Genomic DNA, 15,897 nt, shown 5'->3' on the forward strand with positions numbered 1-15,897 from the left:
ATATGTGATAATTACTCTTGAGGATATTGCACTACAAATACTGAGCTTCCATCTTTTAAAAAGCCTTCTTCTGCTGAAGGTTCACGCAGGATCATCTTTTTACCTTGATCATCTTCTATGGTATCGCCTGCCGCAATATTTACATGAGTTTGATTCAAGTAGTGTAATACATTATTAAAGATGTTTAGATATTTATCTTGTTCCTCAAAACTTTCAGCAAATGAAGCAAAATCGGGTAATCCTAGTTGACTTGCACCATAAGTTCGCATACATATGCCGGTATGAATATCAACTTTAATGGCTTCAAATCCGACAAAAAACAAGGGTAAGCATCCACAGAGTAATTCAATACCCTGATCACTTTCTACTAGTGCACTAGACACATGAGTTGGCAAAACATGATGTGCTTTTAGATTAAGTAGTGCTACCATGTTGAAATTTTCAAAGCCATTAGCAAACTGAGTTAAAATCAAATATTGTTTAATAGGATCTTCTTCATAACCATGATAAGAAATTACAATATGACTATTATGTTTTTTAATCGTTTCAATTAAATATTGATTATCCTTTGCAAATTCAATACTTTGCTTTACTACCTCAGCAGAGCAAGCCGTATCAAAACCAACAACTTTGATTAAATGTTGATTCCAACTCGCTAAAGCATTAAATGCTTCACCCTTGCCACAAGGCAAAGACTGGAACTTGACTTTCTTCATTGAAGAATCAACTTTGCCTAGAGATCGAGTTAATTTATTGAAATCAAAAGAGAGAGTACGATCAACTAAAATAGTTAATGAAAGCGGATTTTTTATAGCGGAATTTTCAATGATCACACTGTCTGATTGCGCTACATTACTTTTTTTAAAAGTAAACAGTCTAGACAAAATACTCATGAAAATTTCCTAATACATTGTTGTGTTATAACATTATTTATAACAAAATATGACTTTAATCATTTTATGTATACATTATATTATTTATCTATTTTTTTCAACAACAACTTTACCACTGTACATGTTCAAGCTCACTGATTAAAAAGTCGATTAAGCAACGAGTACGAAGTGGCAATAATTTACGGCTTGGATACATTGCATAAATATTATAATCTTCAACATAATAATTAGTTAAAACCGAAACTAACTGGCCGGCTTTAACATCTTGACCAATAATGAAGTCTGGCTGCTTTGAAATACCACCACCTTGAAGTATTATTTGTCGGCATGTATCGCCATTATTACAATAGACATTTGCACTCAAATTTACCGAATAACAGCGATTATTTTGATAAAAATTCCATTGCTCTTTTTTTGCCCAGTGACTGTACATAATAATTTTATGTTGTTTAAGATCATCTGGATTAATTGGCATGCCATAATGAGCAATATAATCAGGGGAAGCCGCTACAATCATTTTAGTTGTAGCTAATTTACGACTAATTAAAGAAGAATTGTCTAAATTACCAATTCGAATAGCTAGGTCATATCCCTCTTCCAATAAGTTAACAAAGCGATCGGATAGAGTGATATCTAAAATGATTTGAGGATATTTTTTGCTAAATTTTTGCCATAATGGTGCTAAATGCAAAACACCAAAACTAACAGGAACATTAACGCGTAAAATACCTTGTGGGCTAGCTTGCTTTAAACTCAGACTTTCTTCTGCTTCTAGTGTAGCATTAATAATGGCTTTTGCTTGCCAGTAAAAGGTTTGTCCTTCATTAGTTACAACCATATTACGTGTTGTACGTTGTAATAATCTTACTTGTAGGCGATCTTCTAAAGCTTGAATATAACGCGATACCGCTTGTTTAGACAAATTTAATTTACCCGCTGCTTCAATAAAACTGTTACAATCAACAACGGTGACAAAAACTGTCATCTCCAAAAATTTATTTGATTTATTCATCCATTTTCACCTAGTCAAGTAATTGTTCCACTTAATGAGACAATAAGTCACATAATAGCTTATTTATCTACAAATAAATAACTATTATGATGAACTTACCATTTAAATGATAATAATTGTTAACATATAGGAAAAATAAAATGAAACAATATCGAATTGATTTAGCCTCACTTATTTTACGCATTACGCTTGGTGTCATGTTTTTAGCGCATGGTTTTACTAAATTAGTTGTGTTTACCCCTGCTGGCACTGCCCAATATTTTGAGTCACTAGGTTTTCCTGGTTTTGTGGGGTATTTAACTATTTTGTTTGAAATTGGGAGTGGTGTTTTATTATTGTTAGGGATCTTAACACGCTTAGTCAGCTTTTTAGCCGTAATTCAGATGGTTGTTATTACTTATATTCATTCAGCAAATGGTTGGATGTTTACTAATACGGGTGGCGGCTTTGAATACCCTGCATTTATGGCAATGACAGCATTAAGTTTATTGCTATTAGGTAGTGGATGCTTTAGCCTTTTACCTAAAAGGTATAAATTAATCAATCAGCTATAAAAATCAAACAATAAATTAAAAAGTTAATAAGAAAAAACAGGGGAAAAGGCAAAATTAAGCAACAAGCTTATTGCCTTTCCTAATACAGTTGAGATGAAAATATTAAGGAAATTAATTTACGCTCATCTCTTCAATAATAGCGCTAACAATTTTGTGTGCTTTATGTGCTTTTTTTAATCACTTTACCACGTTGTTCATGCCCAATTACTGTGGGCAATATCATGGGACAATTTAAGCTTAATTGCTTAGGTTTATCCCCTTATATTACCAAGTTATTACAATAATTTTTTTGATTTACTGTGGTTAGCGAATCACAAAAATTGACAGTTGAAACATCGATATAATTTATCCCAAACTTTGCATCATAACCCTACTTGATAAATACGATAAATCGTATCGTTAGAAAAAGACTAACCGCTACTTTGTTTACATGCATTATTTAGAAGTTTACTCAATCATAGTAGGGATAATCAGATAAACAGGCCAAAAGCATGTAGACAAAAACGGTAAGATAGAATAGATCACATCAAAAAATTTTTGTTTTTTACCTTGGTACGTTTTTCTATGTAATTGATAATATCGAATTGCAAAGACAAAAAGAATACCTGTCGTTGGAAATAATAAAAGCGAAAATTCCCTATAACATAGACTATATGATAACCAGCCAATGATAATTAATGTCGCAACTTGAGTACAACGATACAAATCAACTTTATAGTTATTAGATTTATTTAATCTGTGAGCACGATGGTATCGAATTGTGATCGGAAAAAGAATAGTAAAAATGGATAACAGTACTAATACCATCACACCAATATCCATATAGATATAATCAAACAAGTCAAAGCAAAGTAAACCAATAAAAATGACTAAACAATATTTAACAAACCAATGATATCTAATCCCAAAAAACAAAAAAGCACTTAAATACGGTAAATAAAATAAAGGAAACATAAATAACCATACGAATATATAGCTATCGGTATGATCTGAAGGATGCAACATGACGAATTCTTATAACAAATAACCTATTTTCATATAGTTAAATTATATCACATTGCAAATAAACAATAAAATTCAATAGAAGCATCAAAAGAATCGATTTAATGATTATTTATTCTATAACTTTAACTAATCTGAATAAACTTTTTACAACTCATTACAGATGCAAAATTCATTAAAGCAGACATAAAACTGTTGTGGACAGTTTTAGCCGGTATCAATTCACCATTGAACTCAATATCTCGAGTAGTACAAGCATCATCAATCAATATTGGTTGATAACCTAATTCGCTGGCACAACGTGTCGTGGAGTCAATACACATATGACTCATCATGCCACAAATAACTAATTGTTTAATATTTTGCTGCTGTAATTTTTGTTGTAAATCGGTTTGAAAAAAACTATTTGGATAAGACTTTTGTATAATTTGCTTATATTGATTGCTCGAAGCTAGCAAATCTGGGTGAATTTCGGCACCATGACTCCCTTTGGCAAAAAAAGTTGCATTAGGATCTAATTTAATATGTTGAATATAAAAAATGGGTAAGCCATTTTCGGTAAAATATTTTTGTATTGTTAAGATGTTGTTTAAAACACGTTCAGTATCAACTAATGTAAATTTACCTTGCGGAAAATAGTCATTTTGTACATCAATAATTACTAATCCTTGTTTCACTGTTTTCTCCTGTCATTGTTTTATACAACTAAATTATGCGATAATTTGTCATTGCCGAACATAGTGTATTGAAAGCATTTAGATAAATTAACTTTCAGCGTGAAAAAATGGATAAAAAAGATCGAGCTATTTTAAATGAACTTAAAAATAACAGTCGACAATCCTGGAAAGAGATTGGTGAAAAAATCTATCTGTCTGGTCAAGCAGTAGGTCAACGAGTAGTAGAGTTACAAATTAAAGGTATCATTGAAAAATTTACAATCAAAGAAAAAACCAAACATCTGCAATTCATCACTATTTACATGAACACGAATCAATTTGAATCTTTCGAGCAGCTAATTAAATCTTATCACGAAATAATTGAATTTTATAAAATTACTGGAGATGGCTGTTATTTTATAAAAAGTTGTTTTGATACCCAAGCACTAACAACTTTTTTAGAAAAATTAGAATATTTTTGTCGTTATAAGGTCAGTCACCAGCTAAAAAATATTATATAAAATGGTCATGTTTATTCACACTAAACATGTCAAATCGACCTTAAAGTAAATTTTTTTTAGATTTTTTTGATCAAAACTAAAAAAACAGTTGCCAGTAAGCAAAAACTGTTATATTTTGTACAACAGTATTTATAGTCAATTAAATTATTGGTTTATTTTATGAATTGTTTTTGCGCTTTAGTTATTAAACATCATCACCATCATCATTCCTGAACAGTCTTCGGGCGATAGGTGCTGGAAGACATTTGATCTTCCGGTGATAACGCAAAAGCAAATAGAAAACCCTCGGAAGATCAAACTTCCGAGGGTTTTTTTGTTTTTAGTTGATAAATTTTGGTTAAGTTGGAGAATAAATATGTTGGATAATTCACGTTTACGCATTGCTATGCAGAAATCGGGACGCTTAAGTGATGAGTCAAAAAAATTGCTTGCACAGTGTGGTATTAAAATTAATCTTCAAGAACAACGTCTAATTGCTTTTGCTGAAAATATGCCAATTGATATTTTACGTGTTCGTGATGACGATATACCTGGTTTGGTAATTGATGGAGTCGTAGATATTGGTATTGTTGGTGAAAACGTTTTAGAGGAAGAAGTACTCGACCGTCAAGCAGAAGGTGAAAATCCACAATATAAAAAATTACGTCGTTTAGATTTTGGGGGCTGCCGTTTATCAATCGCCGCGCCGCGTGATTTTGACTATACTGGTCCTGAATGTTTAAATGATTTGCGAATTGCCACTACTTACCCACACTTATTACGTCGTTATCTATCTCAGTACAACGTCAACTTTAAAACTTGCTTGCTAAATGGTTCGGTCGAAGTCGCACCACGCGCTGGGCTTGCCGATGTGATTTGCGATCTTGTCTCTAGTGGCGCCACATTAGAAGCTAACGGTCTACAAGAAATTGAAATTATTTACCAATCTAAAGCGTGCCTGATTCAGCGACAAGGTGAAATGCCACAAGTCAAACAAGCCTTAATCGATAAAATAATGACACGCATTCAGGGTGTTATTCAAGCACGAGAATCAAAATATATAATGTTACATGCTCCAACTGAAGTGTTAGACCAAGTTGTCGCCCTGTTACCAGGCGCGGAAAATCCAACAATCCTCCCGCTGACAGGCGAACAAAATCGAGTTGCGCTGCACATGGTTAGCAGTGAGTCACTGTTTTGGGAAACCATGGAAAAACTAAAAGCATTAGGCGCCAGCTCTATTCTGGTATTACCAATTGAAAAAATGATGGAGTAATAAAATGAAAATCTCATATTGGCAACAATGTTCAGATAAACAACAGCAAGCACTACTCATGCGACCTGCCATTGCTGCATCAGATACTATCAGTCAAGCCGTTACGACAATTTTAGAACAAGTAAAACAAGACGGTGATAAGGCGCTAATAGCACTTAGTAATAAATTTGATAAAGTCCAAATTAAACAAATAAAATTAACTGAAGCTGAAATAAAAGCGGCAACTGCTCGAGTGAATCAAGAACTGAAACAAGCCATGCAGTTAGCTGTATCAAATATCAAAAAGTTCCATCAAGCCCAAGTTAAACCTGTCATCAATGTTGAAACGATGCCAGGCATAAAATGTCAACTAGTCACTCGACCTATTGATTCAGTAGGGTTATATATCCCAGGTGGTTCAGCCCCCTTATTTTCAACGGTATTAATGTTGGCCACTCCAGCAAAAATTGCCGGATGTCGTAAAGTAATTTTATGTTCACCCCCCCCAATCGCTGACGAAATTTTATATGCTGCTGAACTTTGTGGCATAAGTGAAATTTATCAATTAGGTGGAGCTCAAGCTATCGCGGCAATGGCATTTGGCACAGAATCAGTCCCTAAAGTTGATAAACTTTTTGGACCCGGTAATGCTTTTGTGACCGAAGCTAAACGCCAAGTGAGTCAACGCCTTGATGGTGCTGCTATTGATATGCCAGCAGGCCCTTCTGAGGTTTTGGTTATTGCTGATAGTTTGGCTAATCCAGCCTTTATCGCAGCCGATCTATTATCTCAAGCAGAGCATGGCCCGGATTCACAAGTGGTTTTGCTTACCCCTGATGAAAAAATCGCACAAGCAGTATCCACTGAAGTGGACAAACAACTTAGTACATTATCACGACATGAGATCGCCCAAAAAGCTTTACAAGAAAGCCGTTTGATTGTGACTAAAGATTTAGAAGAATGTGTAACAATTAGTAATCGCTATGGGCCAGAACACTTAATTATACAAACCCGAAATGCAGATGACTTAGTTGATAAAATAAACAGTGCTGGCTCAATCTTTTTAGGTGATTGGTCGCCTGAATCTGCTGGTGATTATGCATCGGGTACCAACCACGTACTGCCCACTTATGGTTACACAGCAACTTACTCAAGCCTTGGACTGGCTGATTTTCAAAAACGCATGACAGTGCAAAAACTCACTCAAGAAGGATTGAAAGAAATTGGTCATGCCGTTGAACTCATGGCAGAAGCAGAGCAGCTTACCGCTCATAAACAAGCTGTTAGTTTACGATTAGCGACACTAAATACAACCAAGTAAAATTAGGGATAAACAATGGATATTAATCAACTAGTCAGAAAAAATGTGCAAAAACTGACCCCATATCAATCCGCCCGTCGTATTGGTGGTAAAGGTGATGTATGGCTTAACGCTAACGAATACCCTGTTGCGCCTCATTTTGAATTAACTGAACAAACCTTAAATCGCTATCCAGAACCACAACCTGAACAGGTAATTAGCCGATATGCGCAGTATGCAGGAGTCACTAATGAACAATTAATTGTCAGTCGAGGGGCAGATGAAGCGATTGAACTTTTAATGCGAGCATTTTGTGAGCCAAAACAAGATAGTATTTTATATTGCCCGCCAACTTATGGTATGTATCAAGTTAGCGCTGAAACACTCGGAATTCAAACCAAAACAGTCCCTACTAAAGCAGATTGGCAACTCGATCTTGACGCAATTAAACAAAATCTTGATAGCGTAAAATTAATTTATGTCTGTTCACCAAATAATCCAACTGGCAACTTAATTAATCCTGATGATATTAAATCATTACTTAATATGGCAAAAGACCGTGCGCTGGTTGTCATTGATGAGGCTTATATCGAGTTTTCACCTGAATCTTCTGTAATCAAATGGTTAGCTACCTATCCACATTTAGTGATTTTACGGACTTTATCTAAAGCATTTGCTTTGGCAGGATTACGCTGCGGGTTTACCATCGCTAATAAACCGGTGATCGATGCTTTACAAAAGGTCATTGCTCCCTATCCGTTAGCCACCCCAGTAGCAGACATTGCCGCTCAAGCTTTAAGTAAAGACGGCATAAATACCATGAAACTTCACGTTATCAATCTCAATAACCAAAAAGAAAAATTTGCAAACGCACTGAATCAATTATCGATTGTAGAAAAAGTTTATCCTAGTCGATCTAATTATTTATGTGTTAAATTCCAAGATGATAAAGATGTATTTAACATCCTTTGGAATCAAGGTATCATTTTGCGAGATCAAAGCAAATCCATTGGACAAAAAAATATTATTCGAATATCTATTGGCACACAAGCCGAATGTGAAGCTGTAATATCAGCACTCAAAGCGATAAAATAGGAGCAATAATGTTACAAAAATATTTATTTATTGATCGTGATGGTACATTAATTACCGAACCACCTATTGACTTTCAAGTCGATCGTTTTGAAAAATTGGCTTTTGAACCTAATGTTATTCCTGCCCTACTTAAACTCCAATCAGCAGGCTATAAATTAGTCATGGTCACAAATCAAGACGGACTTGGCACTAAAAGTTATCCGCAACAAGATTTTGATGGACCGCATAATTTAATGATGCAAATATTTACATCACAAGGAGTAAACTTCGAAGAAGTCTTGATCTGCCCACATTTCCCTGAAGATAATTGTCAGTGTCGTAAACCTAAAATACAACTGGTTCTTCCTTATCTTACCAGTGGCAAATTAGATAAAGAGCATAGTTATGTAATTGGTGACAGACTTACCGACATGCAACTTGCCGAAAATATGCAAATAAAAGGATTGCACTATAATCCCGAAACACTTAATTGGACTGAAATAGCCCAAAGGCTAACCACAGCTGATCGTTATGCTAAAGTTGAACGTAATACTAAGGAAACTAAAATATTAGTTGAAGTCTGGCTTGATCGTCAAGGTGGTAGTCAAATCAACACCGGTATTGGTTTTTTTGACCATATGTTAGATCAAATAGCGACGCATGGTGGAATTAAACTCAATATTCAAGTACAAGGTGATTTACATGTTGACGATCATCATACTATTGAAGATACTGGACTTGCCTTAGGCGAAGCCTTAAAACAAGCTCTAGGTGATAAACGAGGTATCACACGTTATGCTTCGGTCATTCCAATGGATGAATGTTTAGCAAAATGCGCGATGGATATCTCGGGACGACCATATCTTGTTTTCTCAGCACATTTTACTACACCAAAAGTTGGCGATATGAGTACTCAAATGGTTGAACACTTTTTTTACTCACTAAGTTATGCAATGGCAATTACTTTACATATCGAAACTGAAGGTGTTAACGATCATCATAAAGTAGAAAGCTTGTTTAAAGCTTTTGCCAGAACATTAAAACAAGCTATTAAGATTGAAAGTGACAGATTACCAAGCTCAAAAGGAGTCCTGTAATGAATATTGTCATTTTAGATACCGGTTGTGCTAACCTTTCATCAGTAAAATATGCCATAGATCGATTAGGTTATAAATCGATAATCAGTCTTGATCCTAATGTGGTACTTAATTCAGATAAACTGCTTTTACCTGGTGTCGGCTCGGCTTCATCAGCAATGCAAAAACTCAAAGATCGTGATTTAATTGATCTCATTAAAGTTTGCACCCAACCAGTATTAGGTATTTGCCTTGGTATGCAACTTTTAGCTGATTTTAGCCATGAAGGACATGTTCATACTTTAGGTATTATCCATGAAACAGTAACTGAAATACCTGATCGCGGATTACCTCTACCTCATATGGGATGGAATCAAGTCTATCCTAAAGCCGGACATCATCTGTTTCGTGATATTCCAGATGGTGCTTATTTTTATTTTGTACATGGATACGCGATGCCATTATGCTCAGCAACTATTGCAGAAACCAATTACGGCGAAAGCTTTACCGCTGCCGTACAAAAAGACAACTTTTACGGCGTACAGTTTCATCCCGAGCGTTCTGGCTCGGTCGGTGCAACTTTGCTAAAAAACTTTTTGGAGATATAACAATGTCAACATTTCCAAATATTATACCGGCCCTTGATTTAATCGATGGTTCAGTTGTCCGTTTACATCAAGGTGATTATGATCAAAAACGCAATTACGGTAACGACCCTTTAACTCGGTTACAGTCTTATGAAAAGCAAGGTGCAAAATTACTACATCTTGTTGATTTAACCGGCGCCAAAGATCCAAACGCACGGCAGATAGCATTGATTAAAACGTTAATAAGTGGCGTTAACGTACCGGTACAAATCGGAGGTGGCATTCGCACACAAGAAGATGTTAAAGCCCTACTCGCTGCTGGGGCTACTCGGGTGGTTATCGGCTCGACAGCAATAACGCAACCAGAAATGGTTAAACAGTGGTTTGAGCATTATGGTCCTGAAGCTTTGGTATTGGCACTCGATGTACGAATTGACAGCCAAGGTGATAAATACGTTGCAATACATGGCTGGCAAGAGGACTCAAAGCAAAAACTGGAGCAGGTTATTGATAATTATCTACCTTTTGGTTTAAAGCACGTATTGTGTACCGATATTTCAAAAGACGGAACCTTAAGCGGTTCAAATGTTGAGTTATACCAAGAAATCAGCCAAAAATACCCACAAATCGAGTTTCAAGCCTCAGGTGGTATTGGTCAATTAGACGATGTTAAAGCATTACAAAACAGTGGTGTAGCAGGCGTAATTGTTGGGCGAGCATTACTTGAAGGTAAATTTACAGTTCAGGAGGCAATTTCATGCTGGCAAAAAGGATAATCCCTTGTTTAGATGTTCGTGATGGTCAAGTGGTAAAAGGTGTACAGTTTCGCAATCACGAAATTATTGGTGATATCGTACCTTTAGCTAAAAGATATGCCGAAGAAGGCGCTGACGAGCTGGTATTTTATGATATTACAGCCTCATCTGATGGTCGAGTTGTTGATAAAAGTTGGGTGGCAAAAGTTGCAGAAGTTATTGATATTCCTTTTTGCGTTGCTGGAGGGATAAAAACGGTTGAAGATGCAGGACAGATATTAACATTTGGTGCCGATAAAATTTCGATCAACTCACCGGCATTAGCTAATCCAGATTTAATTACTGAATTAGCAGATTGTTATGGTGTGCAATGTATTGTTGTTGGAATTGATACTTGGTATGACCAACAATCTCAAAATTATCATGTTTATCAATTTACAGGTGATGAAAAGCGTACAGTTGCGACCAAATGGAATACCTTAGATTGGGTAAAAGAGGTACAAAAACGCGGTGCTGGTGAAATCGTATTGAATATGATGAACCAAGATGGTGTGCGTAATGGTTATGATTTGACACAATTACAAGCTGTGCGTGATGTTTGTCATGTACCTTTAATCGCCTCAGGTGGCGCAGGCACAATGGCACATTTTTTACAAGCGTTCAGGGACGCAAATGTCGATGGCGCTTTAGCCGCTTCCGTTTTTCATAAACAAATTATCAATATTGGTGAACTTAAACAGTATTTAGCTCAACATGGAGTAGAAATTCGATTATGCTAATTCCAAATTCCGATACGAAATTAGACTTAAGCAAACTTGATTGGCAAAAAGTGGATAATTTAATGCCTGTTATCATCCAACATTATGTCTCGGGTGATGTCTTAATGCTTGGCTATATGAATCAAGATGCACTAACACAAACACAAAATAGTGGCAAAGTAACCTTTTATTCACGCACTAAACAGCGTCTATGGACTAAAGGTGAAACATCTGGCAATTTTTTAAATGTAAAAAGTATTTCAACAGATTGTGATAACGATACATTACTCATTTTAGTTGATCCTGTTGGTCCAACTTGTCACACAGGTACTAACAGCTGTTTTGCTCAGGCACAAACGACATGGGGATTTTTATTCGAACTAGAACAGCTGCTTGCAGCGCGTAAAAGTGCTGATCCAAAATCATCCTATACAGCTAAATTATATCATGATGGAACAAAACGCATTGCACAAAAAGTAGGTGAAGAAGGCGTTGAAACTGCTTTAGCGGCTACCGTTCATGATAAAGAAGAGTTAAAAAATGAATCAGCTGATTTGATTTACCATTTACTCGTCTTATTACAAGATCAAAATCTATCACTACAAGATGTGATAGGTATTTTAAAAGCACGCCATAAAAAATAGTGCTAAACGAAAAAGTGCGAATTATTTCGCACTTTATTTGATCTCATTAATACTGACTTAAACAGATAGCGCTATTATTTCAATCTTATTAACGAATCGGTAATTTCACCCCATTAAACATGGTTTGAACATCAACGTTATTTTCGCACAAAATAAGACGATCTACGGTTGATTTATTTAAATGTGGAGAAAATTGCTGTATAAAATCATACATGTAACTGCGCAAAAACAGTGAGCGTGAAAATGCAATATACGTTGTACTATAAGGAAAGATATGCCCTGCACTCAGTACCACAAAATCATTATCCACATTTTGACTGACTGCCATTTTGGCAACAATGCCAACACCAACCCCCAATTTAACATAGGTTTTAATCAAATCGGCATCCGTTGTACTAAATACAATATTAGGTGATTGATTAGCTTTATTAAAAGCCTGATTCAAATCAGACCCATCATTCGAAAAATCATAACTGACTAATGGGTATTTAGATAACTCAGCAATCGAAATCAAACTACTTTTTGCTAAAGGATGATCTTTCATAACAATAACGGCCTGATTCCAGTGGTAACAAGGCAGTGCAATCATATCTTCAGTTAATTGAGATAGATCCGTCACAATAGCAAAATCTGCTTGTCCTGTTTGCGCTTGCAATAGACATTGTGGTGATGATCCCTGCTCCATATGTAACGTAATATTGGGATATTGTTTCATGAACTGCTGAATGACAACCGGAAGTGTATAACGAGCTTGTGTATAAGTGGTGGTGATGGTCAAGGTACCCTGATTTGGCTGACTATACTCTTTGGCAACAATTTTAATATCATTGGATTTATTTAGAATTTCTTTCGCCAAACTTATAATCTGTTCGCCAACATCAGTGACTTCGGAAAGGTGCTTGCCGACGCGGGTAAAAATTTGCACACCAAGTTCATCTTCTAATAACTTAATCTGTTTACTAATACCAGGCTGTGAAGTATACAGTTTTTCCGATGTTAACGATACGTTGAGATCATTATTAACAACCTCAACTATATAACGCAGTTGTTGCAATTTCATGACAAAGGTTCCTTTCTTTTTATTCCCTTCACCCTTTTGATTAACAAAGAGGTAAAGGGACAAAATAACTCCTTTCACACTTTAGCACAAACTTAAACTCACTTTTATACTAAAACGCATGCATTACCTAAAACAACTTGGTAAACATATCAGGTTTTGTTACCTATTTTTTACTCTTTATCCATTGACCGTCAACGTATTGCATCACCCAACCTGTCGATTTTCCATTGACTTCAGATGTGACATATTGTTGTTTGCTTTTACGACTGAAACGAACAATGGCTGAATTACCATCCGGATCTTTATTCGGTGCTTGCGTCAAATAGATAAACTTTTCAGGCAACCGATCTTTAAAACGTTGTAACTCTTCTATCAATGGTGCGCGCGTTTCTCTTGATTTTGGAAAATTATGTGCAGCCAAAAAGATACCTGATGCGCCATCACGTAATACAAAATGAGCGTCAGATTTGCTACATTTAAGTTCAGGCAAATCGACTGGATCTTCTTTAGGGGGCGCAACATCACCATTTTTTAAAATTTTACGGGTATTTTTACAATCAGGATTAGTACAGCCCATATATAACCCAAAACGCCCTGATTTTAAATGCATCTCAGATCCACATTTTTCACATTCAATAATCGGACCTTCATAACTTTTTACTTTAAAGTGACCTTTTTCAACAATAAAACCATCACAAATTGGGTTGTTACCACAAATATGTAATTTACGTTCATTATCAAGTAAATAGCTATCCATTGCGGTATGACATTTTGGACAACGCTTACGGGCTCTTAATGCATCGGTTTCAGCGGTTTCCGACTCTTCTAAAATATTGAGAGTTTCGTGCTCTGGAATTAAATTAATCGTTTGTTTACAACGCTCTTTAGGCGGTAGTGCATAGCCTGAACACGCTAAAAATACGCCCGTTCCTGCTGTTTTAATGCCCATTTCGCGCCCACAATGAGGACACTTAATTTCAGGGGTGAGCACCAAAGGATTAAGTTGCATACCACCTTTATCAGGAGATTGCTCTGCCACTTCAAGATGTTTACTAAAATCACTAAAAAACTGATCGAGCACTTCTCGCCACTCTTGTTTTTTATTAGCAATCTGATCGAGTGCATCTTCCATACGAGCGGTAAAGTCATAACTCATGAGATCATTGAAATTTTCATTCAAACGATCAGTAACAATTTCACCAATTTTTTCGGCATAAAAGCGGCGATTATCTAAACGCACATAACCACGATCTTGAATGGTCGAAATAATCGTTGCATAAGTCGATGGGCGACCTATTTCACGTTTTTCTAACTCTTTGACTAACGATGCTTCATTATAACGTGCTGGTGGTTTAGTAAAATGCTGATTAGGATTAAGCGTAATCAAGTCCAACTTATCGTTAATTGATACCGCTGGTAAAATTTTATCATCATTATTTTTGGCCAATTGCGGTTGCACTTTAGTCCAACCATCAAAACGCAAGGTACGTCCTTTAGCTTTTAATAAGAAATCACCAGATTTAACGGTAATTGTGGTCGAGTTATATTCGGCTGAAGTCATTTGACAGGCAACAAATTGACGCCAAATCAATTGATAAAGTTTACAAGCATCAGCTTCGACATCACTAATATTATCCGCCAGTAATTTAACGTCTGATGGGCGAATTGCTTCGTGCGCCTCTTGAGAGTTCTTCTTGCTACTGTAAACATTTGGCGATTTAGGCAAATATTTATCACCAAAATTTTTGCCAATATAATCACGTACCATGGATAATGCATCTTGGCTTAAATTAGTCGAATCGGTACGCATGTAAGTAATATAACCAGCTTCATAAAGACGCTGCGCAAGCATCATCGTTTTTTTGACGCCAAAACCTAAGCGTGTACTGGCTGCTTGTTGCAAAGTTGACGTAATAAATGGCGCTGTTGGATTACTCTTAGTTGGTTTTTCTTCGATATTGGTAACTTGATATTGGCTGTTGTTTAATTCAGCAAGTGCTATATCAATGGCGACTTTATCTTTAGGTTCAAACGCTTCATCTTGATAATGAGTAACTTGTAAAGTTAGTTGCTCGTTGTTTGCTGTACTTAAATCAGCAAAAAGATCCCAATACTCTTCAGGAATAAAGGCGTGAATTTCACGTTCGCGTTCAACCACAAGTCGAACGGCAACTGATTGAACACGACCTGCTGATAATCCTCTGGCAACTTTTTTCCAAAGTAAAGGTGATAGCATAAAACCAACCACGCGATCCATAAATCGACGAGCTTGCTGGGCATTAACTCTATCCATATCTAGCATGGAAGGATGATTAAACGCATTTTTGATTGCTGTCTTGGTAATTTCGTTAAATACTACACGACGATATTTGCTATCTTCACCACCAATAACATCTTTAAGATGCCAAGCAATCGCTTCCCCTTCTCTATCCAAGTCGGTTGCGAGGTAGATCATATCGGCATCTTTAGCGAGTTTTTTTAGTTCTGCAACAACTCGCTCTTTACCAGGTAAAATTTCGTAGTGAGCTTTCCAACCGTTATACGGATCAACGCTCATACGATCAACTAAGACCTGTTTTTCGGAACGTTTTACTTTTTTTTCAGCTTTATCTTTGGTGGTTTTTTCAACTCGATTGCTACTACCACTTACTGGAAGATCGCGAATATGCCCTACGCTTGATTTAACCACAAAATCTTTGCCAAGATATTTATTTATTGTTTTTGCTTTGGCTGGTGATTCCACAATAACAAGGGATTTTCCCATAATTAAA

General features: G+C 36.0%; 16 protein-coding genes and 1 other annotated feature. Of the genes, 10 read left to right on the forward strand and 6 right to left on the reverse strand.

Annotated features, from left to right (window positions below):
- Positions 1-11: 11 nt before the first annotated feature.
- Both A9G09_RS09695 and A9G09_RS09700 read right to left on the reverse strand, forming a co-directional pair.
- On the reverse strand, positions 12-893 hold the full coding sequence (locus tag A9G09_RS09695; RefSeq protein WP_065634632.1) for a DUF4261 domain-containing protein: 882 nt from the start codon (positions 891-893) through the stop codon (positions 12-14).
- 109 nt (positions 894-1,002) lie between these two features.
- Positions 1,003-1,905 carry a LysR family transcriptional regulator gene (locus A9G09_RS09700; RefSeq protein ID WP_065634633.1) on the reverse strand — a complete coding sequence of 301 codons (903 nt, stop codon included), beginning with the start codon at positions 1,903-1,905 and terminating at the stop codon, positions 1,003-1,005.
- Between the two features lie 140 nt (positions 1,906-2,045).
- On the opposite strand from A9G09_RS09700, the gene A9G09_RS09705 reads away from it, so the two are divergent.
- On the forward strand, positions 2,046-2,459 hold the full coding sequence (locus A9G09_RS09705) for a DoxX family protein (protein ID WP_065634634.1): 414 nt from the start codon (positions 2,046-2,048) through the stop codon (positions 2,457-2,459).
- A gap of 447 nt (positions 2,460-2,906) precedes the next feature.
- Here A9G09_RS09705 and A9G09_RS09710 read toward each other — a convergent pair whose 3' ends face one another.
- Both A9G09_RS09710 and A9G09_RS09715 read right to left on the reverse strand, forming a co-directional pair.
- Positions 2,907-3,413 carry a hypothetical protein gene (locus A9G09_RS09710; protein WP_176700972.1) on the reverse strand — a complete coding sequence of 169 codons (507 nt, stop codon included), beginning with the start codon at positions 3,411-3,413 and terminating at the stop codon, positions 2,907-2,909.
- 173 nt (positions 3,414-3,586) lie between these two features.
- Positions 3,587-4,138: a cysteine hydrolase family protein gene (locus A9G09_RS09715; RefSeq protein WP_065634636.1), complete on the reverse strand. Its 552-nt coding sequence runs from the start codon at positions 4,136-4,138 to the stop codon at positions 3,587-3,589.
- Between the two features lie 107 nt (positions 4,139-4,245).
- Here A9G09_RS09715 and A9G09_RS09720 point away from each other — a divergent pair, with 107 nt between their 5' ends.
- From A9G09_RS09720 to hisIE, 9 genes are all read left to right on the forward strand, one after another.
- Positions 4,246-4,638 (forward strand): Lrp/AsnC family transcriptional regulator, encoded by a 393-nt coding sequence (locus tag A9G09_RS09720; RefSeq protein ID WP_065634637.1) that lies wholly within the window; start codon positions 4,246-4,248, stop codon positions 4,636-4,638.
- A gap of 191 nt (positions 4,639-4,829) precedes the next feature.
- Positions 4,830-4,955: a sequence feature (His leader region), on the forward strand.
- A gap of 38 nt (positions 4,956-4,993) precedes the next feature.
- Positions 4,994-5,893: an ATP phosphoribosyltransferase gene (gene hisG, locus A9G09_RS09725; RefSeq protein ID WP_065634638.1), complete on the forward strand. Its 900-nt coding sequence runs from the start codon at positions 4,994-4,996 to the stop codon at positions 5,891-5,893.
- A 4-nt stretch (positions 5,894-5,897) separates the two neighbouring features.
- Complete coding sequence (hisD, locus tag A9G09_RS09730) at positions 5,898-7,193, forward strand: histidinol dehydrogenase (protein WP_065634639.1); 1,296 nt, start codon at positions 5,898-5,900, stop codon at positions 7,191-7,193.
- A gap of 15 nt (positions 7,194-7,208) precedes the next feature.
- Positions 7,209-8,267, forward strand: a complete 1,059-nt coding sequence (gene hisC, locus A9G09_RS09735) for a histidinol-phosphate transaminase (RefSeq protein ID WP_065634640.1) — start codon at positions 7,209-7,211, stop codon at positions 8,265-8,267.
- 8 nt (positions 8,268-8,275) lie between these two features.
- Positions 8,276-9,343 (forward strand): bifunctional histidinol-phosphatase/imidazoleglycerol-phosphate dehydratase HisB, encoded by a 1,068-nt coding sequence (gene hisB / locus A9G09_RS09740; RefSeq protein WP_065634641.1) that lies wholly within the window; start codon positions 8,276-8,278, stop codon positions 9,341-9,343.
- Positions 9,343-9,930, forward strand: a complete 588-nt coding sequence (hisH, locus tag A9G09_RS09745; protein ID WP_065634642.1) for an imidazole glycerol phosphate synthase subunit HisH — start codon at positions 9,343-9,345, stop codon at positions 9,928-9,930. Before hisB ends, hisH begins: the two co-directional genes overlap by 1 nt.
- 2 nt (positions 9,931-9,932) lie before the next feature.
- Positions 9,933-10,685 (forward strand): 1-(5-phosphoribosyl)-5-[(5-phosphoribosylamino)methylideneamino]imidazole-4-carboxamide isomerase, encoded by a 753-nt coding sequence (hisA, locus tag A9G09_RS09750; protein ID WP_065634643.1) that lies wholly within the window; start codon positions 9,933-9,935, stop codon positions 10,683-10,685.
- Complete coding sequence (gene hisF / locus A9G09_RS09755) at positions 10,667-11,443, forward strand: imidazole glycerol phosphate synthase subunit HisF (RefSeq protein WP_065634644.1); 777 nt, start codon at positions 10,667-10,669, stop codon at positions 11,441-11,443. Before hisA ends, hisF begins: the two co-directional genes overlap by 19 nt.
- Complete coding sequence (gene hisIE, locus A9G09_RS09760) at positions 11,437-12,066, forward strand: bifunctional phosphoribosyl-AMP cyclohydrolase/phosphoribosyl-ATP diphosphatase HisIE (RefSeq protein WP_065634645.1); 630 nt, start codon at positions 11,437-11,439, stop codon at positions 12,064-12,066. The genes hisF and hisIE overlap by 7 nt, the downstream gene beginning before the upstream one ends.
- A gap of 88 nt (positions 12,067-12,154) precedes the next feature.
- On the opposite strand, the gene cysB is transcribed toward hisIE, so the two are convergent.
- Together cysB and topA are read right to left on the reverse strand one after the other, a co-directional pair.
- Positions 12,155-13,126: an HTH-type transcriptional regulator CysB gene (gene cysB / locus A9G09_RS09765; protein ID WP_065634646.1), complete on the reverse strand. Its 972-nt coding sequence runs from the start codon at positions 13,124-13,126 to the stop codon at positions 12,155-12,157.
- A 163-nt stretch (positions 13,127-13,289) separates the two neighbouring features.
- On the reverse strand, positions 13,290-15,890 hold the full coding sequence (topA, locus tag A9G09_RS09770) for a type I DNA topoisomerase (protein ID WP_065634647.1): 2,601 nt from the start codon (positions 15,888-15,890) through the stop codon (positions 13,290-13,292).
- Between the last annotated feature and the right edge of the window lie 7 nt (positions 15,891-15,897).

The sequence above is a fragment of the Gilliamella sp. wkB292 genome, from assembly GCF_001690235.1.
GTDB classification, from domain to species: Bacteria; Pseudomonadota; Gammaproteobacteria; order Enterobacterales; family Orbaceae; genus Gilliamella; species Gilliamella apicola_F.

What these genes read in the sequence shown, in the direction of transcription:
- A9G09_RS09695 (WP_065634632.1), bottom strand. Translation starts at nt 893, where the DNA reads ATGAGTATTTTGTCTAGACTGTTTACTTTTAAAAAAAGTAATGTAGCG.
- A9G09_RS09700 (WP_065634633.1), bottom strand. Translation starts at nt 1,905, where the DNA reads ATGAATAAATCAAATAAATTTTTGGAGATGACAGTTTTTGTCACCGTT.
- A9G09_RS09705 (WP_065634634.1), top strand. Translation starts at nt 2,046, where the DNA reads ATGAAACAATATCGAATTGATTTAGCCTCACTTATTTTACGCATTACG.
- A9G09_RS09710 (WP_176700972.1), bottom strand. Translation starts at nt 3,413, where the DNA reads ATGTTTCCTTTATTTTATTTACCGTATTTAAGTGCTTTTTTGTTTTTT.
- A9G09_RS09720 (WP_065634637.1), top strand. Translation starts at nt 4,246, where the DNA reads ATGGATAAAAAAGATCGAGCTATTTTAAATGAACTTAAAAATAACAGT.
- hisG (WP_065634638.1), top strand. Translation starts at nt 4,994, where the DNA reads ATGTTGGATAATTCACGTTTACGCATTGCTATGCAGAAATCGGGACGC.
- hisD (WP_065634639.1), top strand. Translation starts at nt 5,898, where the DNA reads ATGAAAATCTCATATTGGCAACAATGTTCAGATAAACAACAGCAAGCA.
- hisC (WP_065634640.1), top strand. Translation starts at nt 7,209, where the DNA reads ATGGATATTAATCAACTAGTCAGAAAAAATGTGCAAAAACTGACCCCA.
- hisB (WP_065634641.1), top strand. Translation starts at nt 8,276, where the DNA reads ATGTTACAAAAATATTTATTTATTGATCGTGATGGTACATTAATTACC.
- hisH (WP_065634642.1), top strand. Translation starts at nt 9,343, where the DNA reads ATGAATATTGTCATTTTAGATACCGGTTGTGCTAACCTTTCATCAGTA.
- hisA (WP_065634643.1), top strand. Translation starts at nt 9,933, where the DNA reads ATGTCAACATTTCCAAATATTATACCGGCCCTTGATTTAATCGATGGT.
- hisF (WP_065634644.1), top strand. Translation starts at nt 10,667, where the DNA reads ATGCTGGCAAAAAGGATAATCCCTTGTTTAGATGTTCGTGATGGTCAA.
- hisIE (WP_065634645.1), top strand. Translation starts at nt 11,437, where the DNA reads ATGCTAATTCCAAATTCCGATACGAAATTAGACTTAAGCAAACTTGAT.
- cysB (WP_065634646.1), bottom strand. Translation starts at nt 13,126, where the DNA reads ATGAAATTGCAACAACTGCGTTATATAGTTGAGGTTGTTAATAATGAT.
- topA (WP_065634647.1), bottom strand. Translation starts at nt 15,890, where the DNA reads ATGGGAAAATCCCTTGTTATTGTGGAATCACCAGCCAAAGCAAAAACA.